Source organism: Paenibacillus sacheonensis (assembly GCF_009909195.1).
GTDB lineage: Bacteria > Bacillota > Bacilli > Paenibacillales > Paenibacillaceae > Paenibacillus_Z > Paenibacillus_Z sacheonensis.
Genome location: NZ_JAAAMU010000023.1, coordinates 68,752 through 85,700 on the forward strand (window position 1 = coordinate 68,752; position 16,949 = coordinate 85,700).

9 protein-coding genes and 1 pseudogene are annotated in these 16,949 nt (G+C 57.1%); 3 read left to right on the forward strand and 7 right to left on the reverse strand.

Features of this window, described 5'->3' with window-relative positions; all coding sequences use genetic code 11:
• Positions 1 to 268: 268 nt before the first annotated feature.
• The 7 genes from lacZ to GT003_RS28065 form a co-directional block, all read right to left on the reverse strand.
• Positions 269 to 3,328: a beta-galactosidase, LacZ type gene (gene lacZ, locus GT003_RS28035; protein ID WP_161704246.1), complete on the reverse strand. Its 3,060-nt coding sequence runs from the start codon at positions 3,326 to 3,328 to the stop codon at positions 269 to 271.
• A gap of 189 nt (positions 3,329 to 3,517) precedes the next feature.
• Positions 3,518 to 4,342 (reverse strand): carbohydrate ABC transporter permease, encoded by an 825-nt coding sequence (locus GT003_RS28040; RefSeq protein ID WP_161704247.1) that lies wholly within the window; start codon positions 4,340 to 4,342, stop codon positions 3,518 to 3,520.
• Positions 4,339 to 5,229 (reverse strand): carbohydrate ABC transporter permease, encoded by an 891-nt coding sequence (locus tag GT003_RS28045; protein ID WP_161704248.1) that lies wholly within the window; start codon positions 5,227 to 5,229, stop codon positions 4,339 to 4,341. The genes GT003_RS28040 and GT003_RS28045 overlap by 4 nt, the downstream gene beginning before the upstream one ends.
• A gap of 84 nt (positions 5,230 to 5,313) precedes the next feature.
• Positions 5,314 to 6,618 (reverse strand): ABC transporter substrate-binding protein, encoded by a 1,305-nt coding sequence (locus GT003_RS28050; RefSeq protein ID WP_161704249.1) that lies wholly within the window; start codon positions 6,616 to 6,618, stop codon positions 5,314 to 5,316.
• A gap of 349 nt (positions 6,619 to 6,967) precedes the next feature.
• A complete protein-coding gene (locus tag GT003_RS28055; protein ID WP_161704251.1) occupies positions 6,968 to 8,749 on the reverse strand; it encodes a cache domain-containing sensor histidine kinase in 1,782 nt (593 codons plus the stop codon).
• Entirely contained in the window at positions 8,746 to 10,428 is a 1,683-nt protein-coding gene (locus GT003_RS28060) for a response regulator transcription factor (RefSeq protein WP_161704252.1), read from the reverse strand. The genes GT003_RS28055 and GT003_RS28060 overlap by 4 nt, the downstream gene beginning before the upstream one ends.
• A 1,001-nt stretch (positions 10,429 to 11,429) precedes the next feature.
• Positions 11,430 to 12,755 carry an alpha-L-fucosidase gene (locus GT003_RS28065; RefSeq protein ID WP_161704254.1) on the reverse strand — a complete coding sequence of 442 codons (1,326 nt, stop codon included), beginning with the start codon at positions 12,753 to 12,755 and terminating at the stop codon, positions 11,430 to 11,432.
• Between the two features lie 407 nt (positions 12,756 to 13,162).
• Here GT003_RS28065 and GT003_RS28070 point away from each other — a divergent pair, with 407 nt between their 5' ends.
• The 3 genes and pseudogenes from GT003_RS28070 to GT003_RS28080 form a co-directional block, all read left to right on the forward strand.
• Positions 13,163 to 13,777, forward strand: a complete 615-nt coding sequence (locus GT003_RS28070; RefSeq protein WP_161704256.1) for a TetR/AcrR family transcriptional regulator — start codon at positions 13,163 to 13,165, stop codon at positions 13,775 to 13,777.
• A gap of 43 nt (positions 13,778 to 13,820) precedes the next feature.
• A complete protein-coding gene (locus GT003_RS28075) occupies positions 13,821 to 16,199 on the forward strand; it encodes an MMPL family transporter (RefSeq protein WP_161704258.1) in 2,379 nt (792 codons plus the stop codon).
• Between the two features lie 409 nt (positions 16,200 to 16,608).
• Positions 16,609 to 16,797: pseudogene (locus tag GT003_RS28080) on the forward strand (alpha-N-arabinofuranosidase); the annotation flags it as partial.
• Positions 16,798 to 16,949 lie beyond the last annotated feature (152 nt).

Genomic DNA, 16,949 nt, shown 5'->3' on the forward strand with positions numbered 1-16,949 from the left:
TGCTCTGAATGCGATTACATATTGACCTCCTTACATTCGCTGTCTCCGCTGCCCGTCCCTGCCTTAAGCCATGCAAAAAAGCCCCGTCCCCAAGTCTAGAACGACTTTGGGGACGGCTTCGGGGACGGCTTCGGGGACGACTTTGAGTGCGACTTTGAGTGCGACTTTGAGTGAGACTTTGAGTGCGACTTTGAGGACTCGTTTGGTGACTGACTTTGGTGACTACTTGGGAACGACTTTGGGGACGGCCTTATGCCTGCCTGCACCGCTACTTCGCGTGCGGCTTTAATGTAAACGCGAACGACAGATTTCCGTTCGACGGGATGCGGTATTCCGGATGCACCGGCGCGCCCCAGCTGTCGTCGCCGCCGACGCCCATTTGACAGCCGGCTACGGTGACGACCGTATAGTGCGCATCCGGCAGCTCCCAGGCATGCGCCGCGTGCTCGAGCTCGAAGGCCGTATACGGCGAGATGTTGCATTCCACGGGGTTAAGCGAAGCGTCGATCGTCATCCCCAGCCCTTGCGGATTGCTCAGCGTCACGCGCCTTACGCCCGTACGATTGCCCGATTCCTGCGGCACGAGATAGCGGGAAGGAAGCTCCTTCACGCGGCGCTCGAACATGCCGAGACGCGCGCCATGCTTGCGGTCCGCGTAATTCTCTTCCGGCCCCATCGCATACCAGTTCGTATGCTCGTAATCCGCGCTCGTCTTGAACGAGACGGCGAGGATCGGCAGCTCCGGCAAGCCGGCAGCGCCGGTATAGTCGGTACGAACCCGAACGCTTCCGTCGGCGTAGACGGTATAGGCGATCTCTACCTTCACGCCCGGACAAGTACGGAATTCGTACGCGAAGACGACGGTCGCCGCATGTTCTTCTTGGCGCAGCTCGATGCCGGTGCAATTGCGGGCCAAGCTGGCCGCGTACCATACGCCTGCTTCGTAGCCGAGCGAGTACCCTTTGTCGTTGTCCGTCGTTGCCCGCCAGAACAGCGGAGCCGGAGGTACCGCGATCATCTCGCGGCCGCCGTAGCGCAGCGATACGAGCGACTTCGCCTGCTTGGAGAACAGGACCGCCCAGCCGTCGCCGTTCACGCCGATGTTCACGTCGCCTTCGACGACGCGCAGCGTGCCGCTCGGGACAGTCGGTTCCGCAGACGACTCGATCCGGAATACCTCTTGTCCGAATGCGATCTCGTGTCCGGCCGAGGCCCACGGCGTTCCCTGCTTCAAGACCAAACAAGTCTCGATGGCGTATTCGCCTGGCGCCAAGTTACCTTCAGGAAGCGTGAGCGGCACGAAAGCTTCCGATTGCGCAGGCACGTCCGCATCGGTACGACCGCGGTAGATTTCCCGTCCGCCTAGGAGCAGACGATAGACCAGCGACAGATGTTCCGTTCCCGCGAACAAGCTCTCGTTCACGATCTTTACGCCTTCCCGGTTCGGGAAAAGCTTATAGTCCTGATACAGGAACTTCACTTCCTGCATCTTCGGCGTAACTTCGCGATCGGCATAGACGATGCCGTTGCCGCAGAAGCTGTAGTCCGTCGGACGGTCATCGAAATCCCCGCCGTAAGCGAGATATTCCTGCCCGAAGCGATTCTTCTTCATGAGCGATTGATCGATAAAGTCCCAGATGAAGCCGCCTTGATACATCGGATACTTATTCTCCAGCTCCGTGTATTTGTGCATGCCGCCGACGGAATTGCCCATCGCGTGCATGTATTCGCAGCTGATGTACGGCTTCTCGGGCGATTCGTTCAAGTACGCCTCGATGTCCGCAGGCTTCGCGTACATCCGGCTTTCCATGTCGCTCGTGTCGTTGTACGCCCGATTGTGGAAGACGCCCTCGTAATGGACGAGACGGCTCGGATCGGCCAGACGGAAATAGTTCGATACGTTCAGGATGACTTCCCCTGCATACGCTTCGTTCCCGCAAGACCAGATGATGATCGACGGATGGTTCTTATCCCGCTCCAACATCGAGATCGCGCGGTCCATAACGATCGGTTCCCACTCCGGCAGATTGCCCGGCACGTTCCACGACGGTTCCACGGCGCCCATTTTCTGCCACGACCCATGCGATTCCAGGTTCATCTCGTCGATGACGTAGAGGCCGTATTCGTCGCACAGCTCGTACCATAACGTCTGGTTCGGATAGTGGGACGTGCGGACCGCATTGATATTGTTCTGCTTCATGATCGCAATATCACGCAGCATGTCCGCCTCGCCGATCGCGCGGCCGGTGCGGCAGTTGAACTCGTGGCGATTCACGCCCTTGAACACGATCCGCTTGCCGTTCAGGCACATCACCTTGTCGATCATCTCGAAGCGGCGGAAGCCGACCTGCTGCACGATGGCTTCAATCAGTTCCCCCTGCTCGCCGATGATCGAGATGGCCAGCTTGTACAAATAAGGCTGCTCCGCGCTCCAAAGTTGTACTGGTCCGGCTTCGAGCGCGATATCAAGCTCGCTGCCGATCACATCATGCAGGCCAGCAGCGACAGTCCGTCCCTCTGCGTCCAACAGCTCGAATCGCGCGGCGGACTTAGGGCCCGTCCCGCCGATGCTTTTCTGTCCGCCCGAACCCAAACGCAGTCCGACCTTCACCGTACCTTGCGCGTACTTGTCGTCCAACTCGCCGCGAACGGACAGATCCCAGACGTGAAGCTTCGGCACCGTATAGAGGTAGACCTCGCGGAAGATCCCCGAGAACCGCCAGAAATCCTGATCCTCCAGCCAGCTGCCGGTGCTCCGCTGATACACCTCGACCGCCAGCTTGTTCGCCCCCGGCCGAACGTATGGCGATAGATCGAATTCCGCCGGCGTAAAGCTGTCTTCGCTGTAACCGACGAATGCGCCGTTCAGCCATACATAGAAGGCCGATTCGACGCCTTGGAACGAAATATAGACCGGCCAGTCCGTCATCGTGGCAGGCAGGTCGAAGGTTTTCACATAACTCCCGACGGGATTATGCTCCGGAATATGGGGAGGTCTCACGTCTTCAAGGCCGTCCCAGGGGTACATCGTATTCACGTATTGCGGACTGCCGAAGCCCTGTAATTGGATGTGGCCCGGCACTTGGATATCGCTCCACCCGTCGCAGGCGAAAGACTCCTCGTAAAATGCCGCCGGCCGCGCCTGCGCGTTCAAGGCATAGTGGAATTTCCAGCTTCCGTTCAGACTCTGGCGCATGTCCATCGGCGCACTGGCTTTGGCCGCTTCCACGGTCCGGTAGTACCGGTGATCGGAATGGGCGTCCAGCCGATTCACGCGGAATACGGCCGGATCGCTGAGCCATTCGATGCTCGGCGATTTCGTTGTCATGATGTTAACGCTCCTTTTGCTGCTTCTTGAGGTGAAAAAGTGACCGGAGGTCGAATGGAGGTGGAAAAGCGTCAGCGTTCGCCTTTGTAGTCAGATTTCTACCTATAGTTACTTATATAATCGAGGAAATCTGAACTACAACAGCGATTGGAGCCCCATTCGACCGCAGGTCATGCCCTTTTTCCCCGATTATTTTATCGATCCCACCATACCGGCGACGAAATGCTTCTGCATCAAGAAGAACACGAGCGCCGTCGGCAGCGTCGAGATCAAGACCGCCGTCATAATGATACCGTAATCCGGCGAATAGCTGGAGCCTAAATTCGAAATCAGCAGCGGAATCGTCCGTTTCTCCGGCGACTGCAGCACGACGAGCGGCCACAAATAGTTGTTCCAGCTGGACATGAACGTGATGATCGCGCCGGCCGCGTAGCTCGTTCGCATCGTCGGCACGAAGATTCGGAAGAACAAGCCGAGCTCCGACAAGCCGTCGATACGGCCGGCCTCGAGCATATCCTTCGGGAACATCTTCGAGCTTTGCCGGAAGTAGAAGATAAGAAACGCCGTCGTGAAGGTCGGCAGGATAACCGAAGCCGCCGTATCCACGCCGATCACGGGCAGGACGCCCGAGAATTTGGCGAACATCTGGAAAAGCGGCACCATGATCGCCGCGAACGGAATCATCATCGACAGGAGCAGGATATTGAACACGATATCCTTCGCCTTGCTGCGGTAAATTTCGAAGCCGTAGCCGGCGAGCGACGCGATGAGGAGCGCAAGAATCGTCGTCGTCACCGAGATCTTCGCCGAGTTCCACATGGCTTGGCCAAGCTCGACCTGCTCCGTCAGATGGCGGAAATTATCGAGCAAATGCGATCCGGGCATCAATCTGCCGTTGGAGACGTCGATCGACTTGTTCGTCGCGCTGGAGATGATCCACAGGAACGGGAAGATCGAGACGCCGGCCGCAATGATCAGGAAGATATAGATGGGAGATCGTTTGAACATCTTCATTTACTATCACCTGCCGCTTTGAACTGAATGAAGGAAAGCAGAATTATCAAGACGACGATCGAATACGACACGGTCGCGGCATAGCCGAAATCCGGCGTGTATTTGAACGAAAGGTTATAGATATATTGGGAGATGGACATCGTCGCGTTGCCCGGTCCGCCCTTGGTAATGTTCACGACCTCATCGAACAACTGCAGCGTGCCGATGGTGGATGTGATGGACGTGAACAGAATGATCGGTTTCAGCAAAGGCACGGTAATCTTGAAAAATTGCCTGATCGGCGAAGCGCCGTCGATGCGGGCCGCCTCGTAAATCGAATTATCGATGTTCTGCAAAGCCGACAAATAGAAAATCATGTTGTAGCCCGTCCAGCGCCAAGTAATCGCGATAATAATCGTTATTTTCGCCCAGAAGGGGTCCGTGATCCATTGGATCGGGTCGTGAATGAGATGCAGGTTGAGGAAAAGCTTGTTGATCAGTCCGTCGTTGCCGAACAAATATTTGAACACGACCGAATACGCAACCAGCGAGGTGACGCAAGGCAGGAAGATCGCCGTCCGGAAGAAGCCTTTAAACTTCAGTTTGCTGTCGTTCAGCAGGACGGATATAAACAAGGCCAGCACGATCATGACCGGCACCTGGATAATCAGGAACAGGAACGTGTTCTTCAGCGCGGTCTTGAATACTTTATCGCTGAACAGCCGCTCGTAATTATCGAAGCCCGTGTAATGAATCTGTGCGCCCGTCCCCGTCTTGAACGAGAGAAGAAGCGCTTGGATCATCGGGTAGAAATAAAAGGCGCAGATCAATAGTACCGCTATGGAAATAAACAGCCAGCCCGTCCATCTGGGTTGCAGTCGGCTGCGCGCGACAGATGCGTTTCTCAATTCACTCCACTCCTCTCTTTATCCGCAAGCAGACTGATGCAAGCATACCGTCCTCCAGGGACGGTATGCTTGCACGGGAGACTGCTATTTAAGCTGGGACTCCGCTTGGGATTGCGCGTTCGCAAGCACCTTGTCCAGGTCCGAGCCGCTCATGTAGTTCTGCACTTCGGGAACCAGGATATCCTCGATCGCGTACGTGTGCATGCCGTAGTTGACTTGCGGAATCTTCTGCGTCCAAGCCGCGAAGTCGGCAACCGTTTTTTGGCCGCCGAAGAACTCGTCCGCCGCTTTATACGCTTCGCCTTCCGCCGCGGTCTTCAACGTGCCGATGACGCCGATTTGCTTAACCATCTTCTGATACAGCTCGACGTCGGAACCCATCGTTTTCGCGAGGAATTCGGCTGCCGCTTCTTTGCCGTCGATATTAAGGACATACCACGAGCTGCCGCCCAGGTTGGATGCGTTGACGGAGCTTGCCGTGTTTTTCAGCTTCGGCATCGGAACGACGGCCCATTTGCCGGATTGGCTCGCTTCGGCCTTCACGGAAGGCGAAATCCAGTTGCCCGTCGGAACCGATGCGACGTCGCCGCTGTTGAAGCCGGCCAGGAATTGGCTCCAGTCGGACGTGACTTTGACGATATCGGCCGTCATCAGCTTCTTGTACGTCGTGAGCGCATCCTTCAGCGCCGCGTTATCCTTCAGATCCGGCGTCGTGCCGTCGGACTTCAGGTACCACGAGCCTGCGGATTGAATCATCATGCGGATGAGGCCCAGATCGTTCGGGTCCTGCGTCAGCATGAATTTGCCGGTTTTCGCTTTTACCGCTTTGCCGATCTCGATGAACTTGTCCCAGTCCACGTTCGTAATGTCCGCTACGGAATAGCCCGCGTCTTTCAAGTAATCCGTACGAACGTAGAGACCCGTTACGCCGGAATCGAAAGGCACGCCGTACTGAACGCCGTCAAGGCTCGTGGAGGCGATTTTGTAATCCGCGAAGTCGCTCGACTTGATCAGATCGGACATTTTGTAGAAGCTGTCCGGGTAAGCCTTCAGGAAGCTTTGCGCCCGATAGTCTTCGATCAGGACGACGTTCGGCAGGCCGCTTGTCGTGCCCGAGTTCAGGCCGGTGTTCAGCTTCTGAATGATATCCGCTTGCGCGTATTCGATGATATTTACCTTGACGTCCGGATTCTCGGTCGCATAAGCATCCTTGGCCAGCTTCATGGCCGCGATGTTGAAGTTCGGATCCCATGCCCAGACCGTCACTTCTTTGCTGCCGCCCGCGGTATTGCCGTTATTGCCGGCGGTGTCGTTCGCGTTGTTCGATTTACTGCCGCATGCGGTCAGTACGAGTACCGCCGCGATCATGATAAACATCAGCTTTTTCAACGTTAAATCCCCCTTGTTCGTGATGCGAAAGCGTTTGCTTGCTTTGCGTAACCAAAGCTTATCATTCCCTTTAACCCGCACGTTATGACGAATTTGAGATAGATTGGTCTTATTCTTGCGAGTTTCGGAAGGGAGCAAACGAGGGAGCTGGTACTTTTTCTTGGTTTGGTATTATCTTTGGCTTTGGCTTACCATTAAAATCCGACTTAGCCATGGCATTCTTTTCTGCCACGGCCCTTGGAAAGATTTGGATCGGCCCTTGCATTAGCGTTAGATCCAGCACTGCCTTTCGTTTTAGCTTCGTTTAGCCTTGGCCTCCGTTTTTTTTGCATTGGCCTTCGCTGCGACCTCAGCCGGCCGGTGGTTCCTCGACGCGAAACGGCAGCCGGACCGTCACCCGCGTTCCTTCTCCGGGGCGGCTCTGAATGGTCGTACCGAAATCCTTGCCGTAGAGGAGCAGAATGCGGGCATGCACGTTGCGGATTCCGATGCCGGTGAACAGATGGCGGTTGCGGTTCGAATCCGGCAGCTTGTCCTCTTCGCCATCGAGGTCCATGCCGTCGCCATTGTCTACGACCTCGCAGCGCAGCGTATCGCCTTCGCGCGAGATGATGACATAGATATAGCCGGCACTTCTCTCCTTGAAGCCGTGAAAGAAGGCATTTTCCATGAAAGGCTGCAGAATCAGCTTCGGAAGCCGGGCCTCCAGGCAATCCGGCGAGATGAAATAATCGACCGCGATGCCGGTTCCGTAGCGAACCTGGTTGATGAACGCGTAATGCTTCAGATTGAGGACCTCCTGCTCGACGGAGATCGTCTCCTCGACGTTGCTGATGGAGTTCTGCAGCAGCGATATCAACGCATGCATCGTCTCCGTCGCTTTCGCATTATCGCCGCGCTGCACGAGGAAATTAACGGATGCGAGCGTATTGTACAGGAAATGCGGATTGATCTGCCGCTGCAGCGCGGCAAGCTCGGCATTGCGCTGCTCCCGCTGCGTCGCGACGAGCTGCAAGATATAATTGTTCAGCTCGTCGAGCATATAGTTAAAGGCCGTTCCGAGCTCCCTCGTCTCGTAGCTGCCGGTGATGGCGATGTAATTATGGAAGTTGCGCTTCGTTACGCTCGACATTTGCCTGACAAGCATGCGCAGCGACCGGGTCAGCCTGCGGGTAATGAGGAACAACGCCAGCAGCGCCGCCGATATGATCGCCGCGCAAATCAAGGTGATCCACGTCACCGGCAGCATCTTATTGATCAGCTTCTTATCGACGAGATTCACGATGTAGAAGTCGCAGGCAGGCAGGTACTCCGACAGCATGAGCACGTCGGCCGTCTCGTTCTTGATCGAGCTCGACTTCAGCTGCTTCTTCTCGATCTCCTCCGCGCGCGCGAGCATATCCCCGGAACGCTGCCCGATCAGCCCCTGGCGGTTGCTGGAGATGATCAGCCCCGTCCGGTCCATGATGATGACGTCGTTGCCCGTGCTCGTGAAATTCGAATAGAATTGCTGAAAGTCATGCTCCCGAATCATAAAATACAGCTGCCCGTACATCTCCTTCGTGGAACGGGACAAGAGCGCGCGCGTCGCCACGATAAGCGGATCGCCCGCCGTTCCCTTCTCGTCGCGGAGAAAATGATAGGAGAGTCTCGGCGCTTCGTTCACCGTCAACGCGGTAATCGCATTGCTTTGCAGGCTCGCTGCGGAGGAAAGCCAGTAATTGCGGTCGCTGAAATAACTCCGATCTCCCATTCCGAGAACGACGGTCCCGACATCGCTAAGATCCAAGCCGTTCAGAATATGCTTCATCTGCTCTTTCATCTTGTAGTAAGCTTGCACGTCGGCCAGCGAGCCGCCGCTCGTCTCCGTCAGGAAGTTCTTGATCGTCCCGCTCTGCATGACATCATTGGATGCCGTGACGACGGAGTAGTTGAACGTCTCGAAGTTCCGTTTGATTTGTTGGATGATTTTGGAATTCGTAATGCTGAACGTGTTCAGGAACAGATTCTGCGATACTTTCACCGTCATCCAGGACGTCGTGGCGGCGACGGCGATGGTGCTTATGACCATCACGACGAAGATTTTGCCGAACAAGCTGGACTGCGTTCCTTGCCTCCATGCGAGCTTCATCTGGCGTCCCTTCCATCCTGCGCGTTCCGCCGATACTGGCTTGGGGAGATTCCTTTCAGCTTGCGGAATACTTTCGTAAAATAGCTGTGATCCGAATAGCCCACCTGGCTGCTGACTTCGGATATCGTCATATCGCCGTTTCGCAACAGCTCGCACGCTTTCTCGATTCGCACGCGATTGACGTGTTCGCTGAAGCCCTCCTTATTATGGGAGGCGAAATAATTGGATAGATAAGACGGGTTAAAGTGAAAATGGGCCGCCATGTCGGCGAGGCTCAGCGGCTCGGCATAATGCTCCTGAATATATGTCAGCAGCTTGTGCATCGACTGGCTTCCGGAAGGCCGGCTGCGATCCGCGACGCAAGCCTCGGCTTCTTCCAAAAACCGCAGCAGAACGCCCTCCGCCTCGTCGACATGCTTCGCCTCATGGATGCTTCGGAAGTAATCGTATTTTCGTTCATCCAGCTTGGCGGCCGGGTATTCAAACCGCAGCAGCGCGAGGATAATCGCGAAGACCTGATGACCGAGGAAGGATTTGCATTCCTGGATGCTCATGCGCGGCGTGGCGGGCAGCGCGGCCAGGAACAGCCGCAGGCGGCCGAACGCATGGGCAAACGACTGCTCGTTCAACTCCCGGTTGAAGGCCGTCACATCGAAAGGAACCGGCTCGCCGTCGTACCCGGTCTCGCTCTCGGTCTCCATGAACATGCGTCCATGGGGGTGGAAAAACCGGCTTTCCAGCAGCTTGGGCACTTCGGCATGATAGGCTTTAGTTAATTCGGTTATCTGGCGAAAGGTCGGGCTGAGCGCGGCGAACAGCGGCATGTCATGCGTCTCGAGCTCCTCCCCCAGCTGTTTGACAAGCGCTATTAACGGAGCTTCATAGGACTCGTCGAAATTGAGCAGCAGCCGGACAAGTCCGTCGTCCTGCGGAAGTTCGGAAGAGAAGACGACCGGCGCGCCCTTCGGGAGCGAGCGCAGCCTGGATTCGGCCCAGCCGAGCATCTGCGCGGCATGCATGGGCAATGGAGAAGCCGGCGCTTGCGAGGCGGTCACTGACGTGTCGGGTAATAGCGAACCGGAGATCGGCATGGACGATGCAGGCCCAAGCCGGTCTCGCCGCCCGCTCGTCTCCTCTCGCTCGAGCGCGAGCAGCGCGTAGGAAGCGTACGGAAACCGTTCCTTGCTGACGGCTTCGTCTTCTTCGTTCAGGGCATAGCCTGCGATCAGCTTATCGAGTACGGCTCGAAGCGATCTCTCGCACGCGTTCGAGTTGCCTAAGCCTTGCAACGACGGTATGCCGGCGGCGATTTTCTTCAAAATCGCCAGCAGATGGCCGGCATCCAGCTTTGGCTTGAGGATATAATCCGCCGCGCCGCTTTGGAACGTCGAACGAACGTATTCGAATTCGCTGAAGCTGCTCAGCACGACGATCTCGATGTCCGGATAACCCGCCTTAATATGGCGGGACAGCTCTTCGCCGTCCATGACCGGCATGACGATGTCCGTAATGACGATATGCGGCTGCAGCGATTGGATCAGGGCCAAAGCCTCCTTGCCGTTAGCCGCTTCGCCGACGACCATGAACCCTTCGCTCTCCCAATCGAACAGATGCTTGATGCCCTGCCGGGCTAACAGCTCATCGTCGACGATGAGCACCTTGCAATAGGACTGAACCATGATTGCTCTTCCTTTCTCCTGCCTGAATATACCGGTATCCTCTAAATTATCACTTTTTGCACCTGATGTTAAACCTCGCGCGGCCGAGGGATCCTGTACGGCCCGGCTGCGGACGAAAAGAAAGAACCTTCGCTTCCACGTGGAATGTGGGAGCGAAGGTTCTTGGTGCCGGCGTACGAGAGCGTGGCCGGTTGCTGCGCGAGAACGCGGCCGGCTGCTGCGCGAGAGCGCGGCCGGTTGCTGCGACGGAGCGCGGCCGGTCGCTGCGCGAGAACTTGACCGGTTGCTGCGCGAGAGCGCGGCCGGTTGCTGCGCGAGAGCGTGGCCGGTTGCTGCGCCGGAGCGTGGCCGGTTGCTGCGCGAGAGTGCGGCCGGTTGCTGCGCCGGGGCACGGCCGGTTGCTGCGCCGAACTATGTCGGATGCGGCTGCCGGTCGCAATCGGCTGGGTTGTGCGAGTGCCGCTCAAACTGTGCCGATTGGCGGCTGTTTGTTGCGAATTCCGGTTGCGTTCGGCAGCGTGGCAGGCTGTCAATCCGTGCGCCCGCCGAAAGGTCAACGCCAACCGTTCGGCACGCCTGCAATGGTCCGAAATTAAACCAACGCGATCCAACTCCGTCGTCCCTCGGGCCGCCGAAACGCTAACGAACGTGACAACGCCTATTTCCTCGAAAATGGCTTGTTTAGAACTCTAACGAGCGTCAGAAGCGCTATTCACGCCGCGAAGAGCAATTAGTGGCGCTCGGGGCGCCAATAGCATGCGTGAGAATCGTTACGATTTTAAAATGTCCCTTTTGGGACCAAATAGCGATACACAGTTGCGTTAGCACGTGGGTTGACTGAGTTTTGACAAGGTAGTTTGCTTGCATGAGCCGTCTTCCGCCAAAGTTGCGCACGAGGTACGCCTCTTTGACCGCATGGGCCGTCTTCCCACCAATGCAGTGCACGGGGTGCACCTCTTTGCCCGCATCAACATACGCCCGAGCCGGCTAACCTGCCCCTGTTAACCCTCGACGCTCTTCAGCGTAACCTCGACAACCGTGTCGCGCTCGTCCGGCAGCGGCCATGAGAAATGCTCCGGCGAAGCGAAGTTGATGAACGCATCGTTCGGATACATCTTGGCGTTCCACGGTCTGGTCGAGCTGACCTCCGAACCGTCCGCAAGCAATCTCGCGTAACGCACTTTATCCGCCAGGCCGACCAGATTGACCGGGCCCACGCTGTCCTCGAATACATGCGCGAACAGCTTGTTGCCTTTCTGCGTATAGCGGCCCCATTCCGGCTTGGGGAAATCGGCTTGGCCGCATCCGTAGATGCTGTCGCCGTTTTGCGTCATCCAGTCGCCGACCTGCTCCAGCACCTCGAGCGTTTTGCGCGGCATTTCGCCCTTGGCGTCAGGCCCGACGTTGAGCAGCAGATTCCCGTTCTTGCTGACGCACTCGACTAATTTGCGAATGACGGTCTTCGCCGACTTGTAGGTGCGGTCCGTGGATGCGTAGCCCCAGTTGTTATTCAGCGTCATGCAGGCTTCCCATGGAATCGAATTGCCGGCTGCGTCCGTCACGCCATTCGGCGGAATGATCTGTTCCGGCGAAGCAAAATCGCCGGCGTACGGGCTTGGGTTGTTCGTGTAGATCGACCCGCCTTCTTCGCCGCTCGCCTCCAGTCGATTATCGATAATCAAATGCGGCTGAATCGATCGGATCATCTCCATGAGTTCCGTCGCGCGCCAAGCTTCGCCTTTCAAATTTTCATACGAGAAGTCGAACCACATGATGTCCAGCTTGCCGTAGTTCGTCAGCAGCTCGCGCACTTGTCCGTGCATGTAGTCGAGATAATGCTCGAAACGAGCCGGATCCCGGCGATAATTCTCGTTGGCGCGCATCGGATGAATAAGATCGCCGAATGCCGGATAATCCGGGTGATGCCAGTCCAGCAAGGAGTAGTAGAGGCCTACCTTCAACCCTTCCGCGCGGAAAGCGTCTACGAATTCACGAACGAGGTCGCGGCCCGATTGCGTATTCGTCGACTTATAGTCCGTCAGCTTGCTGTCGAACAAGCAAAATCCGTCATGATGCTTCGCGGTCAAGACCGCGTATTTCATCCCTGCCGCTTTGGCCGTTCTGGCCCATTCTCTCGCGTCGTAACGATCGGGATTAAATTCGTCGAAGTAGACTTGATAGTCTTCGCTGCTGATATGCTCGACGCTCCGGACCCATTCGCCGCGAGCCGGGATCGCGTACAATCCCCAATGGATGAACATCCCAAACCGATCCTCCAGAAACCACTTGGTGCGCTCTTTCCTGCATTCGATCTCGTTTCCGCTCATCTTGTCAGCTCCTTAGACTCTTCTCAATTGCCCATTTTAGACTCTTCTCAATTGCCCATTATAGTATCACTTGTACGTATAAGCAATGTATTTTCTAGACAGTTGTACGTATAAGTAGAACGAAGCTTTGGATCTCCTTATAATCATGTCCGACTTGAGCACTCCCATTTACAGGACCGCGGTCCGCTCCGATGAATGATTCGCGTGGGATTGGGGGAGTTTACCTGGCGATTAAAGTCAGCCATGTATTCCTTTGGTCACAATATCGTAAAACGTTGCCCATTGTGCATCATTGCCCAATGGGCAATAATATAAGAGTGAAAGCTTCAAGTACCGTGCAGTCCATGCAATCCGATTCACAGGTTTTATATGTCATAGAAGAAAAGGTGAACGCAGAAGCGCCGACAATGGACAAACAAAGCTTGCGTGACAAGAAACGGGAAGCGACCGCGCACGCCCTCGCCGATGCGGCGTTCGAGCTTGCGCAAGAGCGCAGCTTGGACGGCTTCGTCGTCGACGATATCGCGCAGAGAGCCGGCTATTCCAGACGGACGTTCGCCAATCACTTCTCCTGCAAGGAAGAAGCGGTAGCAACGGCGGCCGTCAGCTTCAAAGGCTCCGAAGAGGTACGAATTTGGATCGACGAGCAGCGGGAGAACGTTTCTCCGCTCGATATTTTATACCGGCTCCTGAAGCTCCAGCTGACGGGAGAGCATCTCTTGAAATTGCGTCAGCTCGTAGAGCTGTCCAAGCAGAGCAAGGCGCTCGAGCCTTACATTCTGAGCGCGTTCCGGCGTTTGCAAATTGCGGCCCAGGAAACGTTGAACGAATTCTCTCCCGAGCGTTACCCTGCCGGATACACCCATCTTCTCGCCGGCATGATCTACGGCGCCGTCATGCCGGTGCTCGACGGCAGCCTGAACGTGCTGCTTCCTGGCCAGCGGGCAGCGGACGGCGGCAATGCCGAACCGTTCGATCGCTACCTGGACACCATGTTCGGCTATTTGCGCAACGGCTTCTAGCCGCAGCCCGCATTATTTTCATAAACGAAGGAGACTCATCCTCATGTCGACATTCCTGTACAAAATCGGCAAGTCCGCATACGCCAAGCCTTGGTATTTTATCGTCAGCTGGGTCGTGATTCTTGGGGTCGTCGGGGCGCTGATCGGCGCGAACGGCATTCATACCGGCTCCGAAATGAAAATCGAAGGCACGGAATCGCAGAAGGTGCTGGATCAGCTGGCCCAAGAGCTGCCGCAGGCTTCGGGGGGACAGGCAAGCGTCGTCTTCGCGGCGCCGAAAGGCGAACGGCTGGACACGCCGGATCGCCTAGCCGCTATCAGCAAAGCCGTCAATGACGTCTATCACCTCGAATACGTCATCAATCCTGCCGAGCTGGCCGCGGAAGCCGGCGCTTCGGCGGGAGATGCCGCTCAAGTCAGCGGCGATGCGGCTTCGCCCAACAACGCGGCTGCGGGAGACACCGGCGACGCGAAGGACGCCCAAGCTTCGCAAGCGGCAGCAGGCGCAGCCCCTCCCTACGGCCCGATGATGGAGAACGGCGCACCCGTGCCCGGCGTGATGCTCGCGTCCGACGGCAGCGTTGCTTTGTTCCAGTTCCAATTCACCGTGCAGCAGATGTCGCTGCCCGAGACGGTGCCGGATGCCGTGATGACGGCCGTAAACAACGTCGAGCAGACCGGCGTTAAGGCGCTGCCGAGCGATTCGCTGTCGACCAAGCCCGCCATGGGCTCGACGGAAGCCATCGGTCTGGTCGTCGCCGCCGTCGTGCTCTTCATCACGCTCGGCTCCGTCGTCGCGGCGGGACTTCCGCTCCTGACCGCGCTCTTGGGCGTCGGCATCAGCGTCGGCGGCGCTTACGCCTTCTCCAAATTCATCCCGATGACCGACATTACGCCGGCACTGGCCCTCATGGTCGGCCTTGCCGTCGGCATCGACTACTCGCTGTTCATCGTGAACCGGCAGCGCCGGATGATGCTCGATCAAGGGCTGAGCGCGCGCGAAGCCGTGAGCAGAGCGATCGGGACTGCCGGCAGCGCCGTCTTCTTCGCAGGCTTGACGGTCATCATCGCCCTGTGCGGCATGCTGGTCATCGGCATTCAATTTCTGTCCGCGATGGCGCTGGTTGCCGCTGCCGCCGTGTTCGTCAACGTGCTGATCGCGCTGACGCTGCTGCCGGCCCTGCTTGGCCTGGTGGGTGAACGCATCTGCTCCAAGAAGGCCCGCGCCAAGATCGCTTCGACGACCCATGCAGCACGACGCGGTTTCGCTCACCGATGGGTAACGGGCGTCGTCAAATCCCGTATCGCGATCGTCATCGGCGTTATCGTCATCCTCGGAGCGGCGGCTACCCCCGTCCTCGAGATGGAGATGGGCATCCCTTCGGGCGAGACGGCCAACCTGGACACGCCGTCCAGGCAAAGCTACGACGCGATCTCCGCCGGCTTCGGCGAAGGCTTCAACGCAACGCTGCTTCTGGTCGCCGAGCCTGCCCGCGCGGACGGCAAGGTCAGTCCGGAGATGCTGGGCGGCATTACCCAAGAGCTTCAAAAGCACGAGAACGTCGCGCTGGTGACCCCGATGGGCGTGAACAAAACCGGCGATATGGCCATAATCAGCCTCATTCCGAAAACCGGTCCGACCGACCAGGCGACTAAAAACCTCGTACACGATCTTCGCGCAGCCGACTCTGACTTGGCGAAGACGTACAACGTCAAGCTCGGCGTGACCGGATTCACCGCGATCAACATCGACATGTCTTCCAAGCTGGCGGACGTATTTCCGCTCTACGTCGTCGTGATCGTCATTCTATCGATTATCATTTTGCTGCTCGTATTCCGCTCGATCATCGTGCCGCTCAAGGCCACGGTCGGCTTCCTGCTCAGCGTGCTCGCCACGTTCGGCATCACCACCGCCGTGTACCAATGGGGCTGGCTCCATTCGCTCTTCGGCTTCGATACCGGCGGACCGCTGCTCAGCTTCATGCCGATCATGGTAACCGGCATTCTGTACGGCTTGGCGATGGATTACCAGGTCTTCCTGGTCAGCTCCATGCGCGAGTCTTACGTTCACGGCCATCGCGGCAAGGAAAGCGTCGTTCACGGGTACGACCAAGCGAGCCGCGTCGTCGTCGCCGCAGCCGTGATCATGGTATCGGTCTTCGCCGGATTTATCTTCGCGCCGGATGTCATGATCAAGCAAATCGGCTTCGCGCTCGCCGTCGGCATCCTGATCGACGCGTTCATCGTCCGCATGACGCTGGTTCCGGCCGTCATGGCGCTCTTCGGCGATAAAGCCTGGTGGCTGCCGAAATGGCTGGATCGCCTGCTGCCGAATCTCGACGTCGAGGGCGACAAGCTCCTGGCGCAGCTGAATGCGCGGGAAGCAAGCGAGATGCCGGCAAAACGCCGCCGGCAAGCTTAACGACCAGCCTGCCGCTAATACGAAGCAAGCCTGACTAGAATGCAGACAGAACAAAGGGGCGGTTCCCAAGTCAAACGACTTGGGGAACCGCCCCTTCATGTTGATAGAACAAGGAACACTTCTTGCTCAGAGAGATTCTACAACCCAAGGCCGGTTACGAGTCCGATGACTTGGGAACGGCCCTCTCCGCATGTCGAGAAAATCCAACTCGCGGAACTCTATTGTGCTGCTGATTACCGATGTAAACCATTTCCCGCAACGCTTGCGAAAATGAAAAACATAAACAGCTGCGGCTAACGGTTGTACGGATCGCTAATTGGCAAAAAATTGCCGTTTTGAACTGCTAACCGTTGCCAGGAGGCTTATTGCGAGAGTTTCCTATGCAAATCAGCTCCTATCTGCCACATAGGACCATGACGGTCCGACCAACGATAACGGCGACCAATTCGCGATGGAAGACTACCATGTCTTGTCCATGGACGACGTGAATTCGGCTTGCGACGACCACGGCGAAGCGCTTCATATCCGGAACATACCCTGGGCGTCGAAGCAAATGTGGGCGCCCGATGCCGCATTCAAGAACGATACGTACTATTTGTTGAATAAGCAGTTAGCTACATGACTCGCCCAGCCGCCTCCGCGGACAACAAGACGCCTGCCGGCGACGATTATCGCTGGCAGGCGTCTTTGCTCACGCCGCAAACGGACAGCGCGCTTGAACGAATGGAAAATAAACCGAGGACGAGTTTC